Below are 22,769 nucleotides of genomic sequence, written 5' to 3' on the forward strand. Positions count from 1 at the left end.
GCAATTGAGATAGCTTTCATTTTAGCCATTTTAACTGGTAAATTTGAGCCAGTTTAGGAATAAATCAATTAAACAAGGTTAATTTCTAAATTTGGTATTACTCTTTTAATAATAAATACTTCATAAAGCCAATTGAAACAGTATAGCTAGATTTATAGTATAGATTAAAGACAAACCAAACACCTTAAAGCACTTTAAATCGACACCAACCTTCTATCTATTGGCTAAACTTAATTGATAAGCCTCTACTGATAAATCAATATCAATATGAACACAGCAGACACTCAAAAAACTGAACCAAATAACCCTTCTTCTCAACGACCTATGACATCACAAGAGGACACTTTGACAGGTGAAAATAACAGAATGATACAAGAAGACGACAGCCATAGCGAGACGGACGATGATCCATCAAATTTAACCAACACTATTGAAGATGAGGACTTTGATGATGTTGACCCACAAAGTCGAGAGACCCTAAAAAACTTAGCAGCAGATGAAAGCTATAGTAAGCCTAAAAGCTACGCCAGCATATTAATCGAACAGTTTATTGACGCACGCCATACGCTCAAACGCTCAAATGGATCAGTGTTAACCAGTGCCTTTATCGCTGGGCTGGAGATTGGCATTAGTTATATTATGCTGACCACGGTGCTGGCAATTTTATTACCACTCATGCCAACTGAACACGCCATAACACTAGCATCTTTGCTGTATCCTATCGGCTTTATTGTCGTCGTTGTCGGGCAATCCTTACTCTATACCGAGCAAACCTCCTTGCTAAGCTTACCAGTCGTGGTGGGCTTAGAGAGCGTCACAAAGTTGATTAGACTTTGGTTAATCGTCATCGCAGGTAACTTACTTGGTGGATGGGTATTTAGCGCAGCGGTAGTCGGGCTAGGCTTGAAAATGGGATGGTTTGCTACTGAGCATATCGATTATTTAAGCCATCATGTCCTGCATTATGAGTGGTGGGTACTGCTCAGTAGTGCCATCATGGCAGGCTGGCTGATGGGTTTAGCTGCTTGGCTGGTCACCTCCGCCCGCGACACGTTAAGTCGTATCGTACTGGTGACATTGATCACTGCTTGTATCGGTGTCTTAGGCTTACATCATAGTATAGTCGGCAATATTGAAGTGTTTTCTGGAGTGTTATACACCAATACCGGTTTTGCCGATTATCTACAGTTTATCCTTTTGGCATTGATTGGAAACACAATCGGTGGTGTGGTGTTTGTTACCGTGCTTAAGGCACGGGCATTACAGTACGATATTGAGAAGTTTAAAGAAAAGGATTTAGAAAGGTTTAAAAAGGGCTGGTATGATTAGGGTCTGTTAGGTAAGACAATAAGGCAGGAAAAATAACTCATTCAAAAGTTCAAATATTCGAACTTTTTAAAAATCTGGCAACGGCGGTGGAATCTTCGGATTATCAATGGTATACACTGCTGTGCCGTAAGCAATAGCTTCGACCATACTGCCGGCTGCATTGATACTGGTCACTTCTAAACGTATCCCAAACACTTGATTATAGCCCATAAATTGAGCCTCAAGCTTCATGCGTACTAATGCCTCACGGCGGGCACGATCCAATAAGGTCTCATAGGTCGTCAAATTTTTACCAAAGAAATTTAGAATTTTGGCAATAATCATCTTAAAATAATCCTGCGCAATCACCACACTACCCATGACCAATGCGCCTTGAGTCTCTTCGGCTATTTTGGGTCGATAAAAGCGCTCACTTGACACCACAATATGACCCAGCTCCTTTTCGGCAGCAGCCAGCTTTTGCAAATGATCGCGTTCATTAAAGCGACCAAAAAGCCAACCTATTAAAAATAGGCCAATAAAGACGCCATTGTTGATTAAAAAATCAAGAAATACGTCCATTAATGTGATGTCCTATTCATTATAGCTTTATGGGATTTGACTTTGTTACAGTTAGTTGGCAACACGATTAGTCTAACTTGTTTAGAGCGTCAGATGCGGGTAAAGGAGGTACGCTAGAGGGTGGCGTTGGCTGAGAAGTAGCATTGTTTGACGCATTGAATTGAGACTCAGCCACTGCTTTTACCGCCGTACCATAAACAAACAGCTCAGAGGCACCCTGAGCAATACTAGATGTGGAAAAGCGCAGACCCACAATGGCATCTGCGCCAAGCGCTTGTGCCTTGACCATCATACGCTCAATGGCTTCTTGCCGTGACTCTTCAAGTAGCTCAGTGTAGGCTGTCAGCTCACCACCCACGAGGTTCTTTAGACCTGCAAATATATCTTTACCCACATGCTTTGAGCGCACTGTACTGCCGTACACCACATCCAAACGTTCGGTAATAACGTAGCCAGGTAAGTGCTCAAGATTTGATAATTGCATGATTGTCGCCTGTCAGTGTTGATTCTTTAGTATAAAGTGCAGATTACTCTTCGGTATGGAACAGTAAGAACAGCTCTGTTAAATTGGCTTCGATATTGTTTGCCATTTGCGCCAGTGCATCATCATCACGACGAATTTCGGCCAAATCTTCATCTTCTTCACCATCAACCGCATCAATGCCACTAAATACCATCATCAGCAGCGTCAGCATAGCCACGTCTTCAGCACTATCTTCATCGTCAAACCAGTCAACGCCTTCATCGCCATACATGGCATCGACAAAGCCAATAGACCAAGCCGTTAGCTCTGATTCTGGTGAGAAATCCATCTCACCTGAGTCTTCATCAAGCTCTAACGGCAACTCAATACCATCTTCATTCTGTAAATCTTCTAGCAGCGCATGACGCCACGCTTTAATCGCTTGTTTAACAGCCTTATCCACCTTGCTGTCTTGACCTTCAAACAGGTGCGACATCCAATTTGGCAGCTCTTTACCGACCACAGTTGCGGTCAAAAAGCCATGGGTTGCCACACTATCAAGGCCGTGTTCGTTGGCATCAGAATCAAGAAAATCTTTTAGCTCATCTAAAGTCATAGCAATCTCTTTTTTGGGTGTTATATATGGATTTATTTAATAAGAATTAAAATAGGTTAAGCAGCGGTTATCTGAGAGCAGATAAGAGGCAGGTATAGAGCGAATAACGGATACGAGTCATCCCTATCAAGTGCAGTAAATAAGTAATTTGCAACCCGTTAGTACAACGCCTTAATTGATGAATGAGTAAATGAACAATGACTGATGAGCGGCAAAGACATACGCCGCTGTAGACTAGCTAACTATAACTCACAAAGAACTATAACTCACAAAGATCAACAAAGGCCAGCCAGATCAGTTAATACTGGGCTAGCCTTGTTAACTATTCATCATCTAGATCATCAAAATCATCGTCATCATCAAAGTCGTCGTCATCGAAATCATCGTCGAAGTCGTCATCAAAGCCATCTTTTAACTCACGGGCTAAACGCTTCTCTTCTAACATATTATCAATAAGACGACGCTTCTCAAGACTCGTTAAGCGTGCTGACTCTGCTTCTGCTTCATCAATCTTTTTGGCATCATCGTCATCTTCAAAGTTATCATCATCGAAATCATCAAGATCATTATCACTCATGTCTTTTTCCTTTTATCTTAATGGTCTGATTCGACCTGTTGATTATGGGTTATGTGATTGCATAAAATCAATATGAAAGCGTTGATCAGCTTTAATACTTATCTTTTATTTAGTTGGTTGCTGATAACAATACCGCATTTCTGACACTAATTAAACGGTCCATCATTGATTCGCTAACGCCTTTTAATGATGCGCAATCACGCTCATAGACGGTGGTTGGGTTTTTTAAGTTATCTAACTGAATTTGCCCACTTAATTGCTTGATACCCGCGGTTGGCAATAATGCCAAGATATCATTTGCCTCAGCATTGTTCTGTAACAGTTGAGCCATCTTATCACTAGCCGCATCATCGCTGACACCGACACGCACTTCTAATGCAAAACGCTGTAACTCACGGTGCTTGATATAAGTCACCTGATTGAGCATGACATAGGCCTTTGCAAGCATCATTGCCGCAAGCGCTGCCTTACTATGGCTGCTATTGTTACTAAATTCAACCGTGGCGCCATTTTGATTAAATACTGGCGTGTTCTTAACGGTCACACCGAATAATAATGGCTGCTTTAATAACTCATCTATCGTGCGCTCTAACAACTGAGTACATAACGCAAAATAAGGTTTGGACTTCTCAGCCGCTAACGTACCCATTAAATTATTAGGATCGTAAAACTGTATTTGCACTGTCGCCACTTCAAGCGGACGATTTGACATCAGACCACGTGGCTTGTTTTGCGCTGTCATTTGCGTAGTCTTAGCGGCTACTAATGACTGCTCAGAACCCCTATTTTGATTCTGTTCTTTGGCGTTATTATCATCTATTTTGGTCAAAATGTCTTGCACCGCAGGCGTTGTTTTTTGAGTATTATCTGCTTGACCTAATGTCCTATTATTAGAGACTGAATCTGCCGGCTCTTGCTCGCCATCCTCATCTTGATGCGATTGAATATATTGATTCAATGCTTGATGTAGATTCGGACCCAACACACTTTCACCGCGATTCTCTGTATCGGTGTCGTCAACCTGAGCGACACGGCGACTAACACCCATCTCTTGCTGCTGCAATCGCAGACGCTCTTGCACATCACGGCTAAGTTTGGCCAGCTGCGCACGCGTCGGACGCGCAATATACCCATAAATGAGCCAAATAAATAGATGGGTAATAAAAGAACCCAAAATAAATATCCATTGGGAAGCGATAATCTCACCATTACTGGTATCACGCAAGGTCATATCGACCTTACCAATGACCGTGTCACCCATAATCACTTGCTTACTGATGGTATCACCGCCTAACAGCTGCGCTTGCCCTGTCTGTAGCAATACCTCACCATCAATGTCTTTCACTGTTAAGCTGGCAACGTTATTTTCACTGGTATATCGACCAGTTAAGACGCTTAGGCTAACTTTATCTTTACTTAATAAAGGCAACTTAACCTCTTCAATAAGTTGAATCAACATTCTTTCGCCCGTCTGCATTTTCAGCTCATCAAGCTGCTGATCGGTACTGATAAGCAGTAACGTGGTCTGAATAAAGAAGCTAATGAGAATAATTATGGCAAACAAGCCTTGCCGTGGCGCTAAATAGGTCATGTTATGCTAAACTTTTGTTAATAGGTAGGAGGTGCTTCAATTTTGAGCACGCCCTATTATTCCTAATCTTGCTTACGCTTACAAGGGGCTTAGCTCGCCATGACAAAAAATACTACAACTAATAACCAAAATAATGACTTTTTGGCCCATCAAACCACTTCAAACACCATATCAGACGCCGAAGCCAACTTTGCGACCTTCGGTGCCGGCATGACCGCACATTTAAAGTCGTGGTTGAGCGCTTTGCAACAAGCTAATGATTTGTTACCCAGTCACCTGCGTTTTGATGATGTTAATCTGGATAATGACAGCCAAAGTCAGGGCAAAATCTCTTTGCATCTAATCGAACAGTTAGAGGCGCTACCTGTTTTCGCTCTATCTGTGGTGGTGCAAGAGCAAGCGTTACGTGCTGGCGACTCTTATGAAGAGAAGAAGGCCGCTTTTGAGGCCCATATTGATGATTGGGATGCCCAAAACCCGCTTTGGCAGCTTATCAAAGTGGTACGTAGCACCGATAATCTAGATGACCAAACCGGCAGCGACCGTTTGACCTCGGTACTCACTTATCGCTACATCCTCATGCCTGCGGATACCAAAACCATGCAGCCTGGCAAAAAGAATGCTGCCGCGCATCTGTTAGATGATGGCATAACTTCACATCTGCGCCAGTTTATCGATACCCTACCAATTACTGATACCCTTGGTGGTGATGCAGCCATTGACTGTCATATCGTATCGCTGGCCAATATGCTACGTCCGCACCGTATTGCTGTGTTTGATATGGACTCAACGCTTATCGAGCAAGAAGTGATTAATGAGCTCGCCAAACATGCCAATATTGGTGAGCAAGTTAGCGAAATCACCGAGTCTGCGATGCGAGGAGAAATTGACTTTGATACCTCCTTTAGCGAGCGTGTGGCACTGCTTGAAGGATTATCGATAGAAGCACTTGATAAGATTCAGGCTCAATTAACCTTATCTGCAGGTGCACGCACCTTACTTGCGACATTAAAGTCACTCGGCTACCATACTGTACTGGTATCGGGCGGCTTTACTTATTTTGCTGAGCGTATTGCCAAAGAGCTTGGCATTGATGAGGTTCATGCCAATGAGTTAGATATTGAAAATGGCGTGGTCACCGGCAATGTGGTATTGCCTATCGTTAATGGTGAGCGAAAAGCAACACTGGTTGAGCAAATCGCTGAACGTATTGGCGTGACCACCGCACAAGTTATCTGTGTTGGTGACGGTGCTAATGATCTTGCCATGATGGCTATTGCTGATTTGGGCATTGCTTATCATGCCAAGCCGATTGTGCGTGCGCGCGCTGATGCCGCCATCAATGCCACTGGACTTGAGGGCGTACTATACGTGCTCGGCTATTCTGCGAAAGACCTATTGTAATCTGCACCCTATTAGATTTTATTTTGCTTAATTGACCTAATAACCGACTCAGATTTGGGTCGGTTATTTTATTGTCACCAGCTGATATTTTAGTCAAATAAAACCAGCTCACCAGCACTTTGTTTTGTCACATTTGAGTTTAACAAAAATTTAATAATTTAATTTTCTTGGGTTAATAAAACTCAGCCATTGCCACTTATAGCGTGCGCGACTGTGTCAAATTTTCATTAAAATAACACGACAGGTGTTGTCGCAAATTACTGTTCGCGCCTTTGTATTTTATAAAAAGATGGGCATAATAACTGGCAACCAATCGCAAAACACCCCTATATAATCGCGCCGTACATGGAACACCGTAGGTAGATAGGGTATTCGTAGGAAGGACCTTAAAAGCACGCACGTTATTTGCTTTTCTTTAGTGTCACTTCTCATTCGTTGACAGTTCACGAGGCAAAAAAACATGGCAACTCAAACCATTATAGCCACTGGTCAAACTTGGCTTACCGGCTCTTTATCTTGGTCTACACTGGGCTATACAATGCTTGCAATAGGCATTGTCGCTACATTTTTCTCTAGCCACCGCTATTTATTAGGCTATCTTTTAGGCGGTATGGGCTACTATCTTGTGGTTGAAGGTGTGCAATCTGCTATCACAGCGGTCACCCCTGCAAGTACTGCCGTCAGCTATATCGCTGCATTTGCTTTGACTATATTTGCAACCTTTGCACTTATCGTTTATCGCTATAACAAAGCTCAACAGAGCAAGCCTGTGACCTCTAACCGTCGTATGGCACCTTTATTTCGCAGCAGAAAACGTTTGGCTACTCAAGCTGACAAATATATCGAACACACCCCTATTTACAAAAACTACACACCAAGATTTCGCAATTAATTGTTGAAACACTTAAGGTATATCCGTTTTACGTAAGCCCTCACTATTAACTAAATCAATAAAATAACTATAAGCCTCTTACTCCGAAAAAAAGCCAAGCCCTAAACGGCTTGGCTTTTTTCTGCTTATCGTCACTCAGGACGGTTTAACCACAAATACGACAGTCTTTTACTAAGCGCTTTAAAAAAGTGTACAAGTCGCAATATTCTAAAGCCCGTATTTCATTTAAAATATTGATATAATATTTGGTTAATCTATTTTAAAATAAACGCATAAATGGCTTGTTAAAATTTGCTTAAGATTCTAAGCTTATTGCTTAAAGACATAACCCATTGGATATATCTTTGATAAGCACTTCTTATCAGATTTCTAGCCTGCTATTGACATTAATATCATATCGACACTAACCCATTCACTCACTCAAACTTGGATTTCATTATGTTTACTGTTCCTATCTTAAATATCAAAGCCAACCCACTAGACGCGCTACTTGCTACTGTGGGTTATCGTTTGGCCATGCTTGCTAAAAGCGGCGATCCTAATATCGAAGAGATTTTAAAAGATCGTAAAGTAAGCATTGAGCTTGGTAGTGAAGCGGATGATGTTGCCCGTTATTATGTGTTTGATGAAGGTACTTTCCAGCAGTATTCAGGTAAAGCGAATAATCCAAGCTTACGTATCAACTTCAAAGACTCTATGACTGGCGTTAAGCTGTTAACAGGTGGCGATGTTGCCGCATTTATGACTGCCATTCAGGACAAAGAGTTAACCATGGAAGGCGATTACAGTTTACTAATGTGGTTTAACCAGTTAGCGAAGCACATCGTGCCACCTATTCCTGAGGATATAAAACCACTGCTTAAAAAAGCACGTCCATTTGCAACCAAAGCACAAGGTATCGCCGCTCAGTTATTTAATGCTGCCAAACAAAGAATGTCTAAATAGAACACTCTATAAGATAGCGTAATTTAAATCGCATTAACGTTCGATTACTCGCGATATATCGCTATTTAGATGTCTGTTTAGTCAGCAACCCTAAGACGCCCAGTGGTATAACGCCGCTGGGCATTTTGTATCCAGTACAAAGCGGTTAAGTGCTACAATTATAGGCTATGAACTTAGCGTTAACGTTAAAGGATTGCTCTATGTCTTCTGTATTATCCGCCACCAAATCGAGCCACACACCAAATAAAGCTGCAAATAATATGCAGCCAAATAATAATACAGCCATTGATAATCTTGATGATGGCTCTGTCACTGACAAATCCACCTCTACTCAAGGCAGTATTTTGACTCGCGAGAAGGTAGCGCAGCTGTTTGATTTACCCTTTATGGACTTGTTATTGCAGGCACAAACCGTTCATCGTCAGCACTTTAACGCCAATGAAGTACAGATTAGCACCTTATTATCGATTAAAACTGGCAACTGCCCTGAAGACTGTGGCTATTGTTCTCAGTCAGGACATCATCGCGACAAAACTGGTTTGCAAGCTGAGAGACGTATTGCAGTCGATAAAGTTATTGCTGCGGCCAAGCAGGCCAAAGCGGCAGGATCTTCCCGCTTCTGTATGGGTGCAGCGTGGAGACATCCAAGCGCCAAAGACATGCCTTATATCGCCGAGCTGATAAAAGAAGTTAAAGCCTTAGGGCTTGAGACGTGTATGACACTGGGTATGCTAAGCACAGAGCAAGCTGAGCAATTGGCGGATGCTGGCCTTGATTACTACAATCACAACTTAGATACCTCTCGCCGTTATTATGATCAGGTGGTCAGCACCCGCAGTTATGACGAGCGCCTAGCAACCATTGATAATGTGCGCAAATCAGGCATTAATGTTTGTAGTGGCAGTATTGTGGGTATGGGTGAGACGCGAGAAGACCGTATTGACTGGGTATATGAGCTTGCCCACATGCCAATTCCGCCAGAGTCTATCCCTGTTAATTTACTGGTACCGATTAAAGGTACCCCACTTGGTGACAAAGTCTTAGAGGAGGGGCAATTGCCTGTGCTCGAATGGATACGTACCATTGCGGTGACACGAATTTGCTGCCCAAAAAGCTACGTACGTTTATCAGCAGGACGTGAAAGCCTATCAGACTCAGAGCAAGCGTTGGCATTTATGGCAGGGGCTAATTCGTTCTTTTACGGTGATAAGCTACTTACCACTAGCAATGCCAGTCAGTCTAATGACGACAGACTAATGAGGACTTTAGGGCTTACCCCTACTGCCCCTCGACCTGCACTACCTGTAGTAGATGCCGTCAGTGGCCTCAAACAGTATTTGTAAAGATAGAGTTTATAAAGACAGAATTTACAGAAACAAAAACACCCTATATTTAATCCATGAGGAGCCACTATGGCAGAGTATTTAAACTGGATAAAGGCCGCGCATGTCATTTCTATGGTGTGTTGGTTTGCGGCGATTTTTTATCTACCTAGGCTGTTTGTGTATCATGCGATGAGTGATGACAAAATCAGCCAAGACCGCTTTGTGATTATGGAGCGCAAGCTGTACCGCGGTATTATGACGCCCTCTATGATTGCCACCTGGGTATTTGGTTTATGGATGCTATATATCGGCTGGGATGTATATAAAACACAAGGCTGGCTGCACGTTAAGCTACTATTGGTCGTCTTATTATCCGCTTATCACGGCATGTGCGGCGCGTACCGCAAGAAGCTAGCAGACAACCCACATCACAAAACCCACGTCTTCTGGCGCTGGTTTAATGAGCTGCCCGTGTTTATTCTAATTGCAGTGGTGATTTTGGTTATCGTAAAACCGTTCTAACCCTCCCTCTATAAACTCTTGCTATTATAGACTGGGGCGTATGATGTTATAGGTGTGTGAGACGTCATACACCTTATAACGTGCAGGCTCTCGTCGATTTTCACCAGCATAGCTTAGAATCAGCGCTTGGTTTTGAGCTTTGTCTAGCCAGCCCACAAACAGTCCGCTATGCTCAACGTCATGATAGCTGTGATTGACATAATATAGCCAATCGCCCGGCTGAATCTCATTGGTATCGACGAACGGTCCGGCAGGATATTCACCTTTAAAGACGGTATCGCGCCCTACTCCTGCTCTGCTAAATGCTGCATTCAAATAATCCCAGCACGACCCTTTAATAATCTCTTTATTGTCTAGTGCCATCTGACGCACCATTTGCAATACCTGCTTGCTCGGCCAACTTGCGCTTTGCTCAGCAGCATATAAGGTATCGATATGCTCAGCATCGATATTTGGTACAGCCGCATAACTCATATGAAAGCTTGGCGGTGCTGCTGACACAAAAGGCGATATGCTGCTTGTTCTGGCACCAGAATGAGAGGGCGCAGAAGGCGGTGTATAGGTTTGGTTCTTTTGCTGAATTAAATCGCCAAGGGCATCGGCATGCACCAATGGGCTTGCTAACGTGCCAAATAAGGCCGTCACTATAATAGCTTTTTTAAGAATAGAGCATGGTTTGATAGATTTGATACACATCATAGCCAAAGTGTCCGCATCCATGGGGCACTCCTTAACATTAGGCCTAAAGGATATTCACGATAGACTTAGAATATAAACCGGTTATCGGCTTGAATTCAAGCAGAATATTAGCTATTTAGCTGTTTTTATAGATATTTTTATAATAACGTCAAAGACGTTAGGCTATGCGAGGATATGATTTATAGAGAAAATAACTTATAGAGCTTATGAGGACTGCATTTTGATGTTGGCATTACGCTTGCCAAACTGCTGTCCTTGCAAGATTGCCTTCATCACCTGAGCCTCTTTATTAGACTCAAAACCGGTAATGTGACATTTACGGTTGCCATTGGCGTCGGTAATAATGAGTGCTGAGTTATCTAGTTCAATGTAATCATCCGCTTGTACAAAGACCGTTTGGGTTTTGCCAAACATATTATGCACGAACATGCCTTGTTGAACCTTTAGGATGCCTGAGCTGATTTCGCCATGACCGGCATTTTTTTGTTTATTGCGCATCACATTAAAAGCAAAGCTGCCAATAATCAATACCGCCAGTGCACCTATTGCCAAACGTTCTGGCAATAAGCTCATCGCCATAGCGACACCGATAGCGCCTATTAGTAGGGCCACACCAAACCAGAATATGCCATCGCCTTGTCCGGTGGCTTTACCCGACAAGGTAATGATTGCGCCTGTGTCTGTGACTTGTAGCATAGTGACCCTACTTTTAACTTTGTTTTTGCTTTTAGATGAGTCTGCGCTTATTTTAGCCCAACCACGGTGGCTGACCTATGGCTTATTGTTACCAGCCCAAAGCGGTTTGTTGTAATTTAACCAAATTAGCAATGCCTTTTTCTGCCATTGCTAGCATTTTATCGGCTTCAGCACGGGTAAACGGTTTCTCTTCTGCGGTGCCTTGAATCTCGATAAACTCGCCTTTTTGAGTCATCACAACATTCAAATCAGTATCACAGCTTGAGTCTTCTTCATAATTTAAATCAAGTAAGATTTCACCATTTTTAACACCCACAGATACCGCTGCAACCAGTCCAATTAAGGGATCAGTATTTAGCTTTTTCTGACGCTGTAATGTCTCTAGTGCATCAATCATAGCAATGGCTGCGCCTGTGATACTAGCTGTACGTGTGCCACCATCTGCTTGCAATACATCACAATCGACATAAATAGTGTTTTCGCCAAGCTTACTCATATCGACCATGGCACGAAGGCTGCGACCGATTAGACGTTGAATTTCTTGGGTACGTCCTGACTGTTTACCACGAGCCGCTTCACGTTGATTACGGGTATTTGTAGCGCGTGGTAGCATGCCGTATTCTGCTGTTACCCAGCCTTTACCCTTGCCTTTTAACCAGCGCGGTACGCCCGATTCAACACTGGCCGTACACAATACTTTGGTATCACCAAAGCAAACAAGTACCGAGCCTTCAGCGTGTTTGGTGTAGTTGCGCTCAAAAGTAACTTGGCGAAGTTGATCGTGCTCACGATTGTCTATACGCATAGTGAGGGGGTGTCCTTTATATTTAATCAGATGCAATTTGAGGGCAGATTTTAATCATAAAATACTGCGATTGATGGCAGCTATCGTAACGTGATGCTAAAACAATAGCAAGATAAGCACCTAGCGCACTTATCTTGCTGTTATCTTGTTAAGACACTGATTCGTTGGCCTATTGTTTGGTAATGAACCAGTGAACTGGATCAGACTTATTCTAAGCCTTCCATTTTACGAAGCTCTTTACGTAGAATTTTACCAACGTTTGATTTTGGTAATTCATCAACGAACTGCACATGGCGTGGGCGTTTGTAACCTGTCAGCTGTTTTTTACCGAAGTCTAATAACTCTTTTTCGGTTACGTTCGCGCCTTTTTTCTTCACCACGAAGATTTTTGGCTCTTCACCGCGCTCTTCACTTGGTACACCAATCGCACCCACTTCTAGGACCGCAGGATGCTCAGTTATCGCCTCTTCAATCTCATTTGGATAGACGTTAAAGCCAGATACCAAAATCATGTCTTTTTTGCGGTCAACGATTTTGATAAAACCCTTTTCATCCATAATACCGATGTCGCCGGTCTTGAAGTAACCATCTTCAGTGAAGGTGTTCTTGGTTTCCTCTGGACGATTTTGATAGCCAACCATCACTTGTGGACCTTTTACACAAATCTCACCGCGCTCACCCATTGGCATCACGTTGCCATCATCGTCAATTAAGATAACGTCAGTATCCGGTGCAGGCACACCAATTTTGGCGGTGAATTCAGAGATATTCATTGGGTTGAAGCTCACCACAGGTGAGGTTTCTGATAAACCATAACCTTCTACAATTGGTAGGCCAGTTGCTTCGTGCCATGCTTTGGCCACACTTGGTAATACTGACATACCGCCGCCGATAGAGGCTTTAAGATTTGAGAAGTCTAGCTTCTTGAAGTCGTCATGATGCACAAGACCATTGAACAGGGTGTTTACTGATGGGATAAAGGCCGGCTTATATTTGGCCATCTCTTTGATTAGACCATCAAGGTCACGTGGGTTTGGAATAAGTAGCGACGTACAGCCTTGATACATGGCATAAATACCGCACACCATGAATGAGAACACGTGATATAACGGTAGCGCAGCTAGAATAACTTCCGCTTCGACAGACTCATCAAAAGCAGCAGTGATAACAGCATTAATTTGTAGCATGTTCGCGACTAAGTTACCGTGTGTTAGCATTGCGCCTTTTGCCACACCCGTTGTGCCGCCCGTGTACTGTAGCAATGCCACGTGACTTAAGTCTAACTCTGGACGCTGATACTGATGCGCCGACACAGAGTCTAATGCTTTTTTGAATGTGATGCTGTTTGGCAGCGAGTAGCTTGGCACCATCTTTTTAACATGGCGAACAACAGTATTGACCACAAAGCCTTTTACTAAACCTAACATGTCACCCATGCTACATAGCACGATATGCTCAACATCGCCTTTGTCTTCGACATCTTCAAAGGTCTTAGCAAAATTCTCAACGACAAAGATGGCTTTTGCACCACTGTCGTGAATCTGATGTTCAAGCTCACGGCTGGTATATAGTGGGTTTACGTTCACTAAAATCATGCCGGCACGTAACACGCCCAGAGCCACAATCGGATACTGCAGTACGTTTGGCATCATCGCCGCTACTTTGTCACCTACTTTTAGGCCTAGCGACTGCAGGTAGGCGGCAATCTGACGGCTGTAGTTATCAAGCTCACGATAAGTAATCGATGCACCCATGCAGGTAAAGGCATTACGGTTGCCATAACGGGCAAAGTTACGCTCAAATACTTCAATTAATGAAGTGTTATCAGCAGGCATCTCAATATGATCTGGCAGATCATAGCGCTTATAAGAAGCAAACCAAGGGCGGTCACTTGGAACTTCCGGATAGGTCGGAAATGTGCCGTGTAACTTACTAATAGTCGATGCATTAGGGGTATGATTTGAAGCTGTAGTCATGAAGTTACCTGTAAAATGAATGATGGATATAATTGGACTCGGGCATATATTCTTGTTTGTTCATATGGCCCCATAATATAGGGAGATAAAATCGTAACAAATTCTAGCAAATTAAGAAGACTTGCGTTGCTATTTATATGATTTTATTGAAAATAGTGTAACTAATTAATCATACTAATTACGCTGCTTTTAGCAAAATATATCTATAACCACGCCTATTTAATCAGATAGTGATTAAAAATAGAATCCAGTATTAAACACTTTTAAACAAAAATTCAAACGAAAAAAAGGACACGGCATTAGCTCGCATCCTTTTTGAGTGTTTTAATTGTACTCGTTAACCACTGAAACTTAAAGCATGAGATTCATTCATCGGTTAACGAGAGGTTGCCTTTATTGCTTGTTTTTTGACTCTTCCATCTCACGTAAGTCTTTACGTAAGATTTTACCGACGTTTGACTTAGGTAATTCATCAACAAATTCAACAGCACGAGGACGTTTGTAGCCAGTCAAATGCTCTTTGGCGTAATCAATCACTTCTTGCTCAGTTAAGCTGTTGTCGCTACGTACGATAAAGATTTTTGGTACTTCGCCGCTCTTATCGCTGTGGATACCTATCACACCACACTCTAAGATTTTTGGATGATTTGACATCACGTCTTCTACTTCGTTTGGATAAACGTTGAAGCCAGATACGATAATCATGTCTTTTTTGCGGTCAACAATCTTGAAGTAACCCTCTTCGTCCATCACACCGATATCACCGGTACGGAAATAACCGTCTTCGGTCATCACCTTAGCAGTGGCATCTTCACGTTTCCAGTAACCTTTCATAACCTGTGGGCCGCGAACACAAATCTCGCCACGCTCACCGATTTCAACTTCGTTACCCTCTTCATCAAGAATGGCCATATCGGTCGCTGGGAATGGCACACCAATGTTACCTGGGAATTCATCTAAGCCCATTGGGTTGGCTGAAGCAACTGGTGAGGTCTCTGACAAACCATAACCTTGTACAATTACGTTGCCGGTGCCTGCTTTCCACTTCTCAGCGGTGTCTTTGAGTACTGCCATACCGCCGCCCATCGACATCTCAAGCTTGCTGTGATCAAGCACTCGGAAATGTTCGCTGTTAATTAGACCATTGAACAAGGTATTAACCGCTGGAAAGAAAGCAGGTGGATAATCTTTATAGGCCTTTAGTAAGCTTTTGCCGTCACGTGGGTTTGGCACAAGCGAGTTGATCGCACCCTTGCGTAGACCGTACATACCACAAACGGTAAATGAGAAGATATGATATAAAGGCAATGCTGTCATGATGACTGGCTGCTCGTTTTTCTCTTCAAACTTATTGAAGGCATTACCAATATAAGTGTCGGCCTGAATTAGATTAGCCACTAAGTTGCCATGGGTTAGCATCGCACCTTTAGCCACACCAGTTGTGCCGCCTGTATACTGTAATACTGCCACGTCTTCTAGAACGATATCGGTCGGACGGGTGTACTTTTTACTCGCGCCAACTTTAAGTGCTTTTTTAAACGGTACGCTCTTTGGGATATCAAAAGCCGGAACCATCTTCTTAACATGACGGACCACGGTATTAACAAGTAAGCCTTTAAGCGGGCTCATCAAGTCGCCCATCGCAGTTACAATCACGTGATCTACCGTCTTTTTAGGAATATCGGCATAAGTCTTAGCAAAGTTCTCTAGAATAATCAGTACTTTGGTTTCTGAGTCTTCTAACTGATGTGCAAGCTCGTTTGTGGTGTATAACGGGTTTACGTTCACCAAAATATAGCCTGCACGCAAAATAGCCAAAATAGCGACCGGTGCTTGCAGGATATTTGGCATCATTACCGCCACTTTGTCGCCTTTTTTGAGGCCCAGTGATTGCAGGTAAGCGGCCATGTTTTTGCTGTGACGATCCAAATCGTCATAAGACAGCTCTTGGTTCATACAAACGAAAGAGATTCTGCCTTTATGATTAACAAAGTTTTCTTCAAGGATGTCAATTAAAGAGGTGTCAGCAGGCGGCATTTCAATATCATACTGCATGCCAAGCTTTTCGTAGGTTTTCAGCCAAGGTCTATCATTACGGCGAAATTGATTGTCTTGATTATCCATAATCTGTGGAACTCCTAAGCATAGTACTTAATGGGGGTAATTAATATTAGATGGGGCAGTTGTGCAATTTATCGTTAAATAACAGCTAAATAACAGCGATTTTAATACCTAAATCTAAAATACACTATTTAGCTGACTTATGACAACTGCAAAGTGCATAAATAGCTATAAAATAGAGAACTGTCCTGTTTATAAAACCACGACTTAATAAAGTATACCTTGTTTTAGCCGTATAAAACTTTTTAGTTGAGACGAATAGCTTGGTTTAACTAAGCTGCGTCAGCCGATGACGCTTATCGGTGATACTCTCTTTTCTATTGCACCAATATCCGTTAGGATAAGCGTACCTCAATCCCTTATTCTGATTGCAGTCTCAATGCCCTTTTAGGCTTAATATAAATGTTTAAAATATCAGCAATGAAAGACAAGCAATAACATTGTCTCAAGCTGTACTATTATTACACTATTAACCTGATACAAAACTTAGATGACGTAACTCTATTTTAGCTTTCAATCAACATTAATTTATTATTCACACATTTATTCTATAAAAGGCAAAATCACTCATTATGTCTGATATTACCAGTATTCCCCCAAGCTCGGCTGTGATTCCAAATGAAGCCATGGACACCCGTTCTGTGGCCGAATTTACCGAGCAGGCTTACCTGAACTATGCCATGTACGTCATTATGGACCGTGCGCTACCGCATATCGCCGATGGTCTAAAGCCGGTTCAGCGCCGTATTATTTATGCCATGAGCGAGCTTGGCCTAAAGTCGACTACTAAGCCCAAGAAATCTGCCCGTACCGTCGGTGATGTGCTCGGTAAATACCATCCGCATGGTGATACCGCCTGTTATGAAGCCATGGTCTTAATGGCGCAGCCATTTAGCTACCGCTATCCGCTGATTACCGGTCAAGGTAACTGGGGTAGCCCAGATGACCCCAAATCCTTCGCGGCGATGCGTTATACCGAAGCCAAAATGTCGGCCTATGCCAACACGCTGCTTGCTGAGCTTGGGCAAGGTACAGTTGATTGGCAAGATAACTTTGATGGCTCAATGCAAGAACCGGTCACTTTGCCTGCTCGCCTGCCGAATATTCTACTTAACGGCACTACCGGTATCGCTGTTGGTATGGCCACCGATATTCCACCGCATAACCTAAATGAAGTCGTGCGTGCGGCAATTCGCCTGCTCAAAAACCCAGACTTATCGGTAAAACAGCTGACCCAATCGATTCCAGCGCCAGATTTACCAACACCGGCTGAAATCATTACATCCAAAAAAGACTTGCAGCAAATGTACGAGACCGGCCGTGGTAGTTACAAGATGCGCGCTATTTATCACGTCGATAAAAACGAGAAAAATCTGGTGATTATCGACGCCCTTCCCTATCAAGTCTCTGGCAACAAGATTCAAGAGCAAATTGCCAAGCTGATGATAGATAAGAAGCTGCCTTGGGTGGTGGATATTCATGATGAATCGGATCATGAAAATGCTTGCCGTATTGTGTTAGAGCTTCGCTCAACCCGTGTCGATGTTGATCGTGTTATGAGCCACTTGTTTGCCACAACTGACCTTGAGAGCAATTATCGGGTCAATATGAATATGATTGGCCTAAACGGTAAGCCGCAGGTTAAAAACTTAAAAGAAATCTTGAGTGAGTGGCTGATTAGCCGCCGTAATGTGGTGACTCGCCGTATTGAATACCGTTTGGATAAGATTGATAAACGTCTGCATATCTTGGCCGGTCTATTAATCGCTTATCTTAATATTGACGAAGTGATTCGTATTATTCGTGAAGAAGATGACCCGAAACAAGAGCTAATGGGCCGGTATGATTTAAGCGAACTTCAAGCCAATGCAATTCTAGACATCCGCCTACGTCAGTTAGCACGCTTACAAGAGATTGAACTAAAACGTGAACAAGAAGAATTGGCCGCTGAGCGAGCGACGTTGCAAGAGCTGCTCGATAATCCAGAGAGTCTAAACAACTTGATGGCAGAAGAGCTGGCAGCCGATATGAAAGAACATGGCAATGACCGTATGTCGCCTGTGGTCGAGCGTGATGAGGCCACCGCTCTTAAAGAATCAGACTTGGTACCGAGCGAGCCGATTACTGCTATCTTATCGAAAGCCGGCTGGATTCGTGCAGCCAAAGGCCATGACGTTGATGCCACCGGTATGAGCTATCGCTCGGGAGACAGCTATCAAGCGCATGTGCGCGGCAAGTCTAATGAGAAGATTTATATCATGGATAGCACCGGCCGCAGCTATAGTATTGATGCGCATACTCTAGCCTCAGCGCGTGGTCAAGGCGACCCACTGACCAGTGTCTTAAAACCACCGGCAGGCGCAAGCTTTGAGCAGCTACTTGCCGGCGATGATGATCAACGTATCATCCTAGCAAGCTCGCAAGGCTATGGCTTTATTAACACGCTTGGAAATCTTGAGACCAATCAAAAAGCCGGTAAAAACATCATTAACTTCTCTGATGATGCCAAACTATTAACCGTGTCTCAAATTGATGCTACAACCGAAGACGATGCTGATCAGCCAGCTGCGCAAGATCAGATTGCCGTGGTCACCTCAGCCGGTTATTTGCTGATATTTGCGATTGACGAGTTGCCGGAACAACAGCGTGGTAAAGGCAATAAATTGATTAACCTAAAAGACGGTGAAAAAGTCTTGGCAGTCATTGCGCTAAATCATAACGACAGCCTAACTGTGACTGCGGGCAAGCGTCATGTCACTTTAAAACCAATGGACTTAGCGAATTACACTGGCAAACGTGGCAATCGGGGCAGTCAATTGCCCAGAGGCTTCCAAAATGTGACTGAGATTGAAGTGGCACAGTAGCAAAATGATAAGTAGAAACGTTATAAATAATATAACTCTTTAAACGTTGAATCAGGTCTCATTTATTAGAGGGTTGGGTTCATAATTCATCTATAAACAGTCAGATTAACTATCTTACAAAACAACTCACTCTCAAAAATAGGTTATAAGACTATGAAAGACACTTGGCAATTTTCATTAGAGGGGTACTTTCGAAAATAAGTCCATCGCTATTTTTATTAGAAGGGTAGTTTCGAAAATAAGGCACAGCTAATAGTGCTAATAATGAGGTCAGTTGCCACCTATTGTTTGCGTAAGTCCTTATAATAATCAAATAATAGTTGAGTAAATGGTGCGTAACGTGCGGTGTAGCGTAGCGAAACCCACGGTTTGGATGAGTTAAACACTAAAATTAAACGTCAATTACTAGGTATGTAAGCGCAGACGTAGCGAATCCCACGATTTAAATAAGTAAAATGCACTCTGCCCTGATAAGGCTGTTTAGCCTCGATTGAAGTGGATATACTGCTTGGCGAGACGAGTTGTCGATGCTTGATAGGGGTTGGCTCACGAAGTAAGAGACAACCCCTATCTTAGCAGCTGCTTCGTCTAGACAAGCAGATAGTAACGAAAAGCGAGATCAGCTACTAAAGCGAGATCGGTTATTAAAGATAAACGAACAACAATTTAACCTTAGACAATTTCGTTGTCACAAGCCTTGCCATGATAGAAGTTATATAGGTTTTGTAGGGCGTATTCGACCATGTTATCGACCGCAATGTCGGTATAAAAGGCGTAATGCGGGGTGAATAAGACGTTTGGCATATTAATCATACCAAGGAACATGGGATCTGGAATGATACTATTAGTGTGGTCTCTGTGCACGATGCCGACTTCTTTTTCGTATACATCGCCAGCGTAGCCCTTGATAGCTCCAGTCTTTAGTACATCTATCAGTGCTGACGTATCTACCAATTCGCCCCTTGCTGTATTGACTAATATGGCGTCTTGTTTCATCAGTGCGAGCTTTTCTGCATCGATGAGATGATGCGTCTCTTTGGTATAAGGGCAATGCAAGGCGATGATATCGGCCTCTTTTAATAGCTCATCTAATTCGACGTATTCGACAATGTCTTTTGCCTCAGGGTTTTCATAAACATCATGGGCGATGACACGCTTGCAAACGCCTGAGAATATACTGGCTGTAGTGAGCCCAATACGACCTGTACCAATCACCCCCACCGTTTGAAAGCGCATTTCTTGTCCGATTAGACCCGCTAAGCTGTAGTTTTGCGCTTGAATACGTTTTAACGCTCGCGGTAGATTACGTAGCATGGTAAAGGCAAGCGTTAAAGTGAACTCGGCAACCGCATAAGGGGAATAGCGGGCGACATTAGCGACTTTTATCCCAAGCTCTTTTGCAGTGTCTATATCAATATTGTTGAAGCCCGCAGCGCGTGATGAGATATATTTCACACCGTGCTTGTGAATAATCTCTAGCGTTTCTTTATTTACTTTATCGTTGCCTAAAAAGGTAACAGCATCATGACCTTTGACTTGATCGGCATTGTCTGGAGTTAGCATGTCTTTGACAATAGTGAGTTCAATATCCAATGATTCGCTATGTTTTTTGAGGCTGGCCTCTTCATCTGGACGCACGCTATAAGCGATAACTTTCATGACTTTTCCTTGTTGTGTGGTTATATGTTTTGATTTGGATGTTTGTTTTTATTATTTAGAGTTCAGAATTTGACTTTTAAAACTTGACTGTTTTTTGACTGGTTATTGTTATAGGACTTACGTAAAAATACGATTTTATGGCTTTAAAGGCAACTGGTTATTATTTATGAAGCGTCTGGCTCTACCTTCAGAGGATTCATAAATGATTACCCGTTGCCATAATATCTACTCGTGCGTAAATCCTATGCTATTTATTCGAATTTAATTTCGTAATTTTCGTCCTTCACTATGGGAATGACTTTTGTAAACAGTAGCTTAAACACGATAGCTAATACAATGGGGATAACTAAAAAGGCCATCACCACCACAATAATATTTTGATTACTAAATCCGCCTTGCATGGTATTTAACGCGGATATTGGGCCAATAAATCCGGCAAAGCCAAAGCCTGCACTGATAGGCGTGCCTGATATGCCAAAGATACCTGCCATAGCCCCCAGTACAGCTGCATTTAGGATAACTGGTATCGCTATAATGGGTTTATTAACAAAGTTTGCCATCTGAATTTTGGGTGAACCTAAAAAGTGTGCAAACGAGGTACCAAGCGAGTTAACTTGCCAGCCCATGATAGCAAGCCCAAAACCCGCTGCGGTAATCCCTAAATTGGCCGCACCTGAGCCCACCCCAGCTAAGCTAATAGCAACAGCAATGCCTACTGTAGAGACAGGAGACATCATTAGCAGAGAAAATAAAATAGCAATGGTAACGCCCATTAAAACGGGTTGTAGTGAGGTTAAGGTTTGGACAAAACGCCCAATTAACGTGGTAATTTCTTGTATAAAAGGTAGGGTCACTAACCCTAAACCGCCAGCCACTAGGATGACGATAATAGGAATCAGTAAGATGGTATAGGCCTTTAAACGATTGCCACAAAGGATAACAACCAGTGAGGCAATGGCGGCAGTAATACCGGCATTAATCACGTCGCCGGTGCCTGACAATATAAATCCACCACTATCAGACAATGTGGCGACACCGGATCCGATCACCGTCGCAATCCCGATCGAGCTGGTTTGAATCGGGGTAAACTTAAATGACATGCCAATACACACCCCGATAACCATCGGTAATAGCGACATGGCCAGTGTGACCACAGCCAAGATATCTTTTGCATAGGCAAAATGGGGGATCAAGGCTTGACTCAGATTGCCCAGTAGTGCCCAAGGTATCAAGGCAACCACTATACCTGTGCTCATCCCTACTAAAACATCATTGATAAACTCTTTGGTAGTTATGGATTTTTTGTCTTTCATAAATTTACCTTTATCATGCCTATTACATTGTAAAAAAGTAGTAAAAATAAGGCTTAGTCGTCCTTGTAAATGAAGTTTAACTAATGATAAATACAGCTTTTTATCGTTAAATATTTCTTATAGTTAAATATTTCATTCTCAGTATGGATTTATAGTCAAAGAACTCTAAAATGGTTACAAGGCAACCGAGTGCAAGTACTACTAGAGTAGGCTTAACGAGGTTAACGCCGTAACCGTTTAGTAGTTCGCTGACTATAATTTTTTGAGAGTTGATCGATAGTTACTATAATAACTCTCGTATGTGACTAAATTTGTTCAATTTACTTACTGATAACAATCAAATAAAAATAATCAGCAAAAAAATAGCTAGGATCAAAATCCTAGCTAGATAAGAGGTACGCTAATATTAAT

Annotated in this window: 19 protein-coding genes; 7 read left to right on the forward strand and 12 right to left on the reverse strand. The window is 42.7% G+C overall.

The window, feature by feature from the left end; translation table 11 throughout:
- The first annotated feature begins 267 nt into the window (after positions 1-267).
- Positions 268-1,329, forward strand: coding sequence for a formate/nitrite transporter family protein (locus AC2SLM_RS02945; protein ID WP_486551894.1), 1,062 nt, complete (start codon positions 268-270; stop codon positions 1,327-1,329).
- Between the two features lie 66 nt (positions 1,330-1,395).
- Here AC2SLM_RS02945 and AC2SLM_RS02950 read toward each other — a convergent pair whose 3' ends face one another.
- From AC2SLM_RS02950 to AC2SLM_RS02970, 5 genes are all read right to left on the reverse strand, one after another.
- A complete protein-coding gene (locus AC2SLM_RS02950; protein ID WP_486542041.1) occupies positions 1,396-1,890 on the reverse strand; it encodes a YbjQ family protein in 495 nt (164 codons plus the stop codon).
- A 67-nt stretch (positions 1,891-1,957) separates the two neighbouring features.
- Entirely contained in the window at positions 1,958-2,374 is a 417-nt protein-coding gene (locus AC2SLM_RS02955; protein WP_486542039.1) for a YbjQ family protein, read from the reverse strand.
- A 43-nt stretch (positions 2,375-2,417) separates the two neighbouring features.
- Positions 2,418-2,969, reverse strand: a complete 552-nt coding sequence (locus tag AC2SLM_RS02960; RefSeq protein ID WP_486551896.1) for a YecA/YgfB family protein — start codon at positions 2,967-2,969, stop codon at positions 2,418-2,420.
- A gap of 322 nt (positions 2,970-3,291) precedes the next feature.
- Positions 3,292-3,546 (reverse strand): PA3496 family putative envelope integrity protein, encoded by a 255-nt coding sequence (locus AC2SLM_RS02965; protein WP_486542035.1) that lies wholly within the window; start codon positions 3,544-3,546, stop codon positions 3,292-3,294.
- A 109-nt stretch (positions 3,547-3,655) separates the two neighbouring features.
- The gene (locus tag AC2SLM_RS02970; protein ID WP_486551898.1) at positions 3,656-5,137 is read right to left on the reverse strand and encodes a hypothetical protein; all 1,482 of its coding nucleotides are present in this window, start codon (positions 5,135-5,137) and stop codon (positions 3,656-3,658) included.
- Positions 5,138-5,236: 99 nt separating this feature from the next.
- Between AC2SLM_RS02970 and serB the strand changes: the two genes are divergently transcribed.
- The 5 genes from serB to hemJ all read left to right on the forward strand — a co-directional run bounded on the left by serB (position 5,237) and on the right by hemJ (position 10,225).
- The gene (gene serB / locus AC2SLM_RS02975) at positions 5,237-6,541 is read left to right on the forward strand and encodes a phosphoserine phosphatase SerB (protein WP_486551900.1); all 1,305 of its coding nucleotides are present in this window, start codon (positions 5,237-5,239) and stop codon (positions 6,539-6,541) included.
- A gap of 460 nt (positions 6,542-7,001) precedes the next feature.
- A complete protein-coding gene (gene aciT / locus AC2SLM_RS02980) occupies positions 7,002-7,433 on the forward strand; it encodes an AciT family ciprofloxacin tolerance protein (RefSeq protein ID WP_486551901.1) in 432 nt (143 codons plus the stop codon).
- A gap of 438 nt (positions 7,434-7,871) precedes the next feature.
- A complete protein-coding gene (locus AC2SLM_RS02985; RefSeq protein ID WP_486542027.1) occupies positions 7,872-8,378 on the forward strand; it encodes a hypothetical protein in 507 nt (168 codons plus the stop codon).
- Positions 8,379-8,578: 200 nt separating this feature from the next.
- On the forward strand, positions 8,579-9,721 hold the full coding sequence (gene bioB / locus AC2SLM_RS02990; protein WP_486551902.1) for a biotin synthase BioB: 1,143 nt from the start codon (positions 8,579-8,581) through the stop codon (positions 9,719-9,721).
- 69 nt (positions 9,722-9,790) lie between these two features.
- Positions 9,791-10,225 carry a protoporphyrinogen oxidase HemJ gene (hemJ, locus tag AC2SLM_RS02995; protein WP_486551904.1) on the forward strand — a complete coding sequence of 145 codons (435 nt, stop codon included), beginning with the start codon at positions 9,791-9,793 and terminating at the stop codon, positions 10,223-10,225.
- 24 nt (positions 10,226-10,249) lie between these two features.
- On the opposite strand, the gene AC2SLM_RS03000 is transcribed toward hemJ, so the two are convergent.
- The 5 genes from AC2SLM_RS03000 to AC2SLM_RS03020 form a co-directional block, all read right to left on the reverse strand.
- A complete protein-coding gene (locus AC2SLM_RS03000) occupies positions 10,250-10,945 on the reverse strand; it encodes a hypothetical protein (RefSeq protein ID WP_486551905.1) in 696 nt (231 codons plus the stop codon).
- A 183-nt stretch (positions 10,946-11,128) separates the two neighbouring features.
- Positions 11,129-11,620: a hypothetical protein gene (locus AC2SLM_RS03005; RefSeq protein WP_486551907.1), complete on the reverse strand. Its 492-nt coding sequence runs from the start codon at positions 11,618-11,620 to the stop codon at positions 11,129-11,131.
- An 88-nt stretch (positions 11,621-11,708) separates the two neighbouring features.
- The gene (gene rph / locus AC2SLM_RS03010; protein WP_486551908.1) at positions 11,709-12,425 is read right to left on the reverse strand and encodes a ribonuclease PH; all 717 of its coding nucleotides are present in this window, start codon (positions 12,423-12,425) and stop codon (positions 11,709-11,711) included.
- A gap of 206 nt (positions 12,426-12,631) precedes the next feature.
- A complete protein-coding gene (locus AC2SLM_RS03015; RefSeq protein ID WP_486542015.1) occupies positions 12,632-14,401 on the reverse strand; it encodes an AMP-binding protein in 1,770 nt (589 codons plus the stop codon).
- Between the two features lie 393 nt (positions 14,402-14,794).
- On the reverse strand, positions 14,795-16,525 hold the full coding sequence (locus AC2SLM_RS03020) for an AMP-binding protein (protein ID WP_486551910.1): 1,731 nt from the start codon (positions 16,523-16,525) through the stop codon (positions 14,795-14,797).
- Positions 16,526-17,094: 569 nt separating this feature from the next.
- Between AC2SLM_RS03020 and parC the strand changes: the two genes are divergently transcribed.
- Positions 17,095-19,386 (forward strand): DNA topoisomerase IV subunit A, encoded by a 2,292-nt coding sequence (gene parC / locus AC2SLM_RS03025; protein WP_486551912.1) that lies wholly within the window; start codon positions 17,095-17,097, stop codon positions 19,384-19,386.
- A 672-nt stretch (positions 19,387-20,058) separates the two neighbouring features.
- Here the strand turns inward: parC and AC2SLM_RS03030 are convergent.
- Together AC2SLM_RS03030 and AC2SLM_RS03035 are read right to left on the reverse strand one after the other, a co-directional pair.
- Positions 20,059-21,045: an NAD(P)-dependent oxidoreductase gene (locus AC2SLM_RS03030; RefSeq protein ID WP_486551914.1), complete on the reverse strand. Its 987-nt coding sequence runs from the start codon at positions 21,043-21,045 to the stop codon at positions 20,059-20,061.
- A 251-nt stretch (positions 21,046-21,296) separates the two neighbouring features.
- Positions 21,297-22,358: a PTS sugar transporter subunit IIC gene (locus AC2SLM_RS03035; protein ID WP_486551915.1), complete on the reverse strand. Its 1,062-nt coding sequence runs from the start codon at positions 22,356-22,358 to the stop codon at positions 21,297-21,299.
- Positions 22,359-22,769 lie beyond the last annotated feature (411 nt).

The organism is Psychrobacter sp. CX16 (assembly GCF_057396245.1).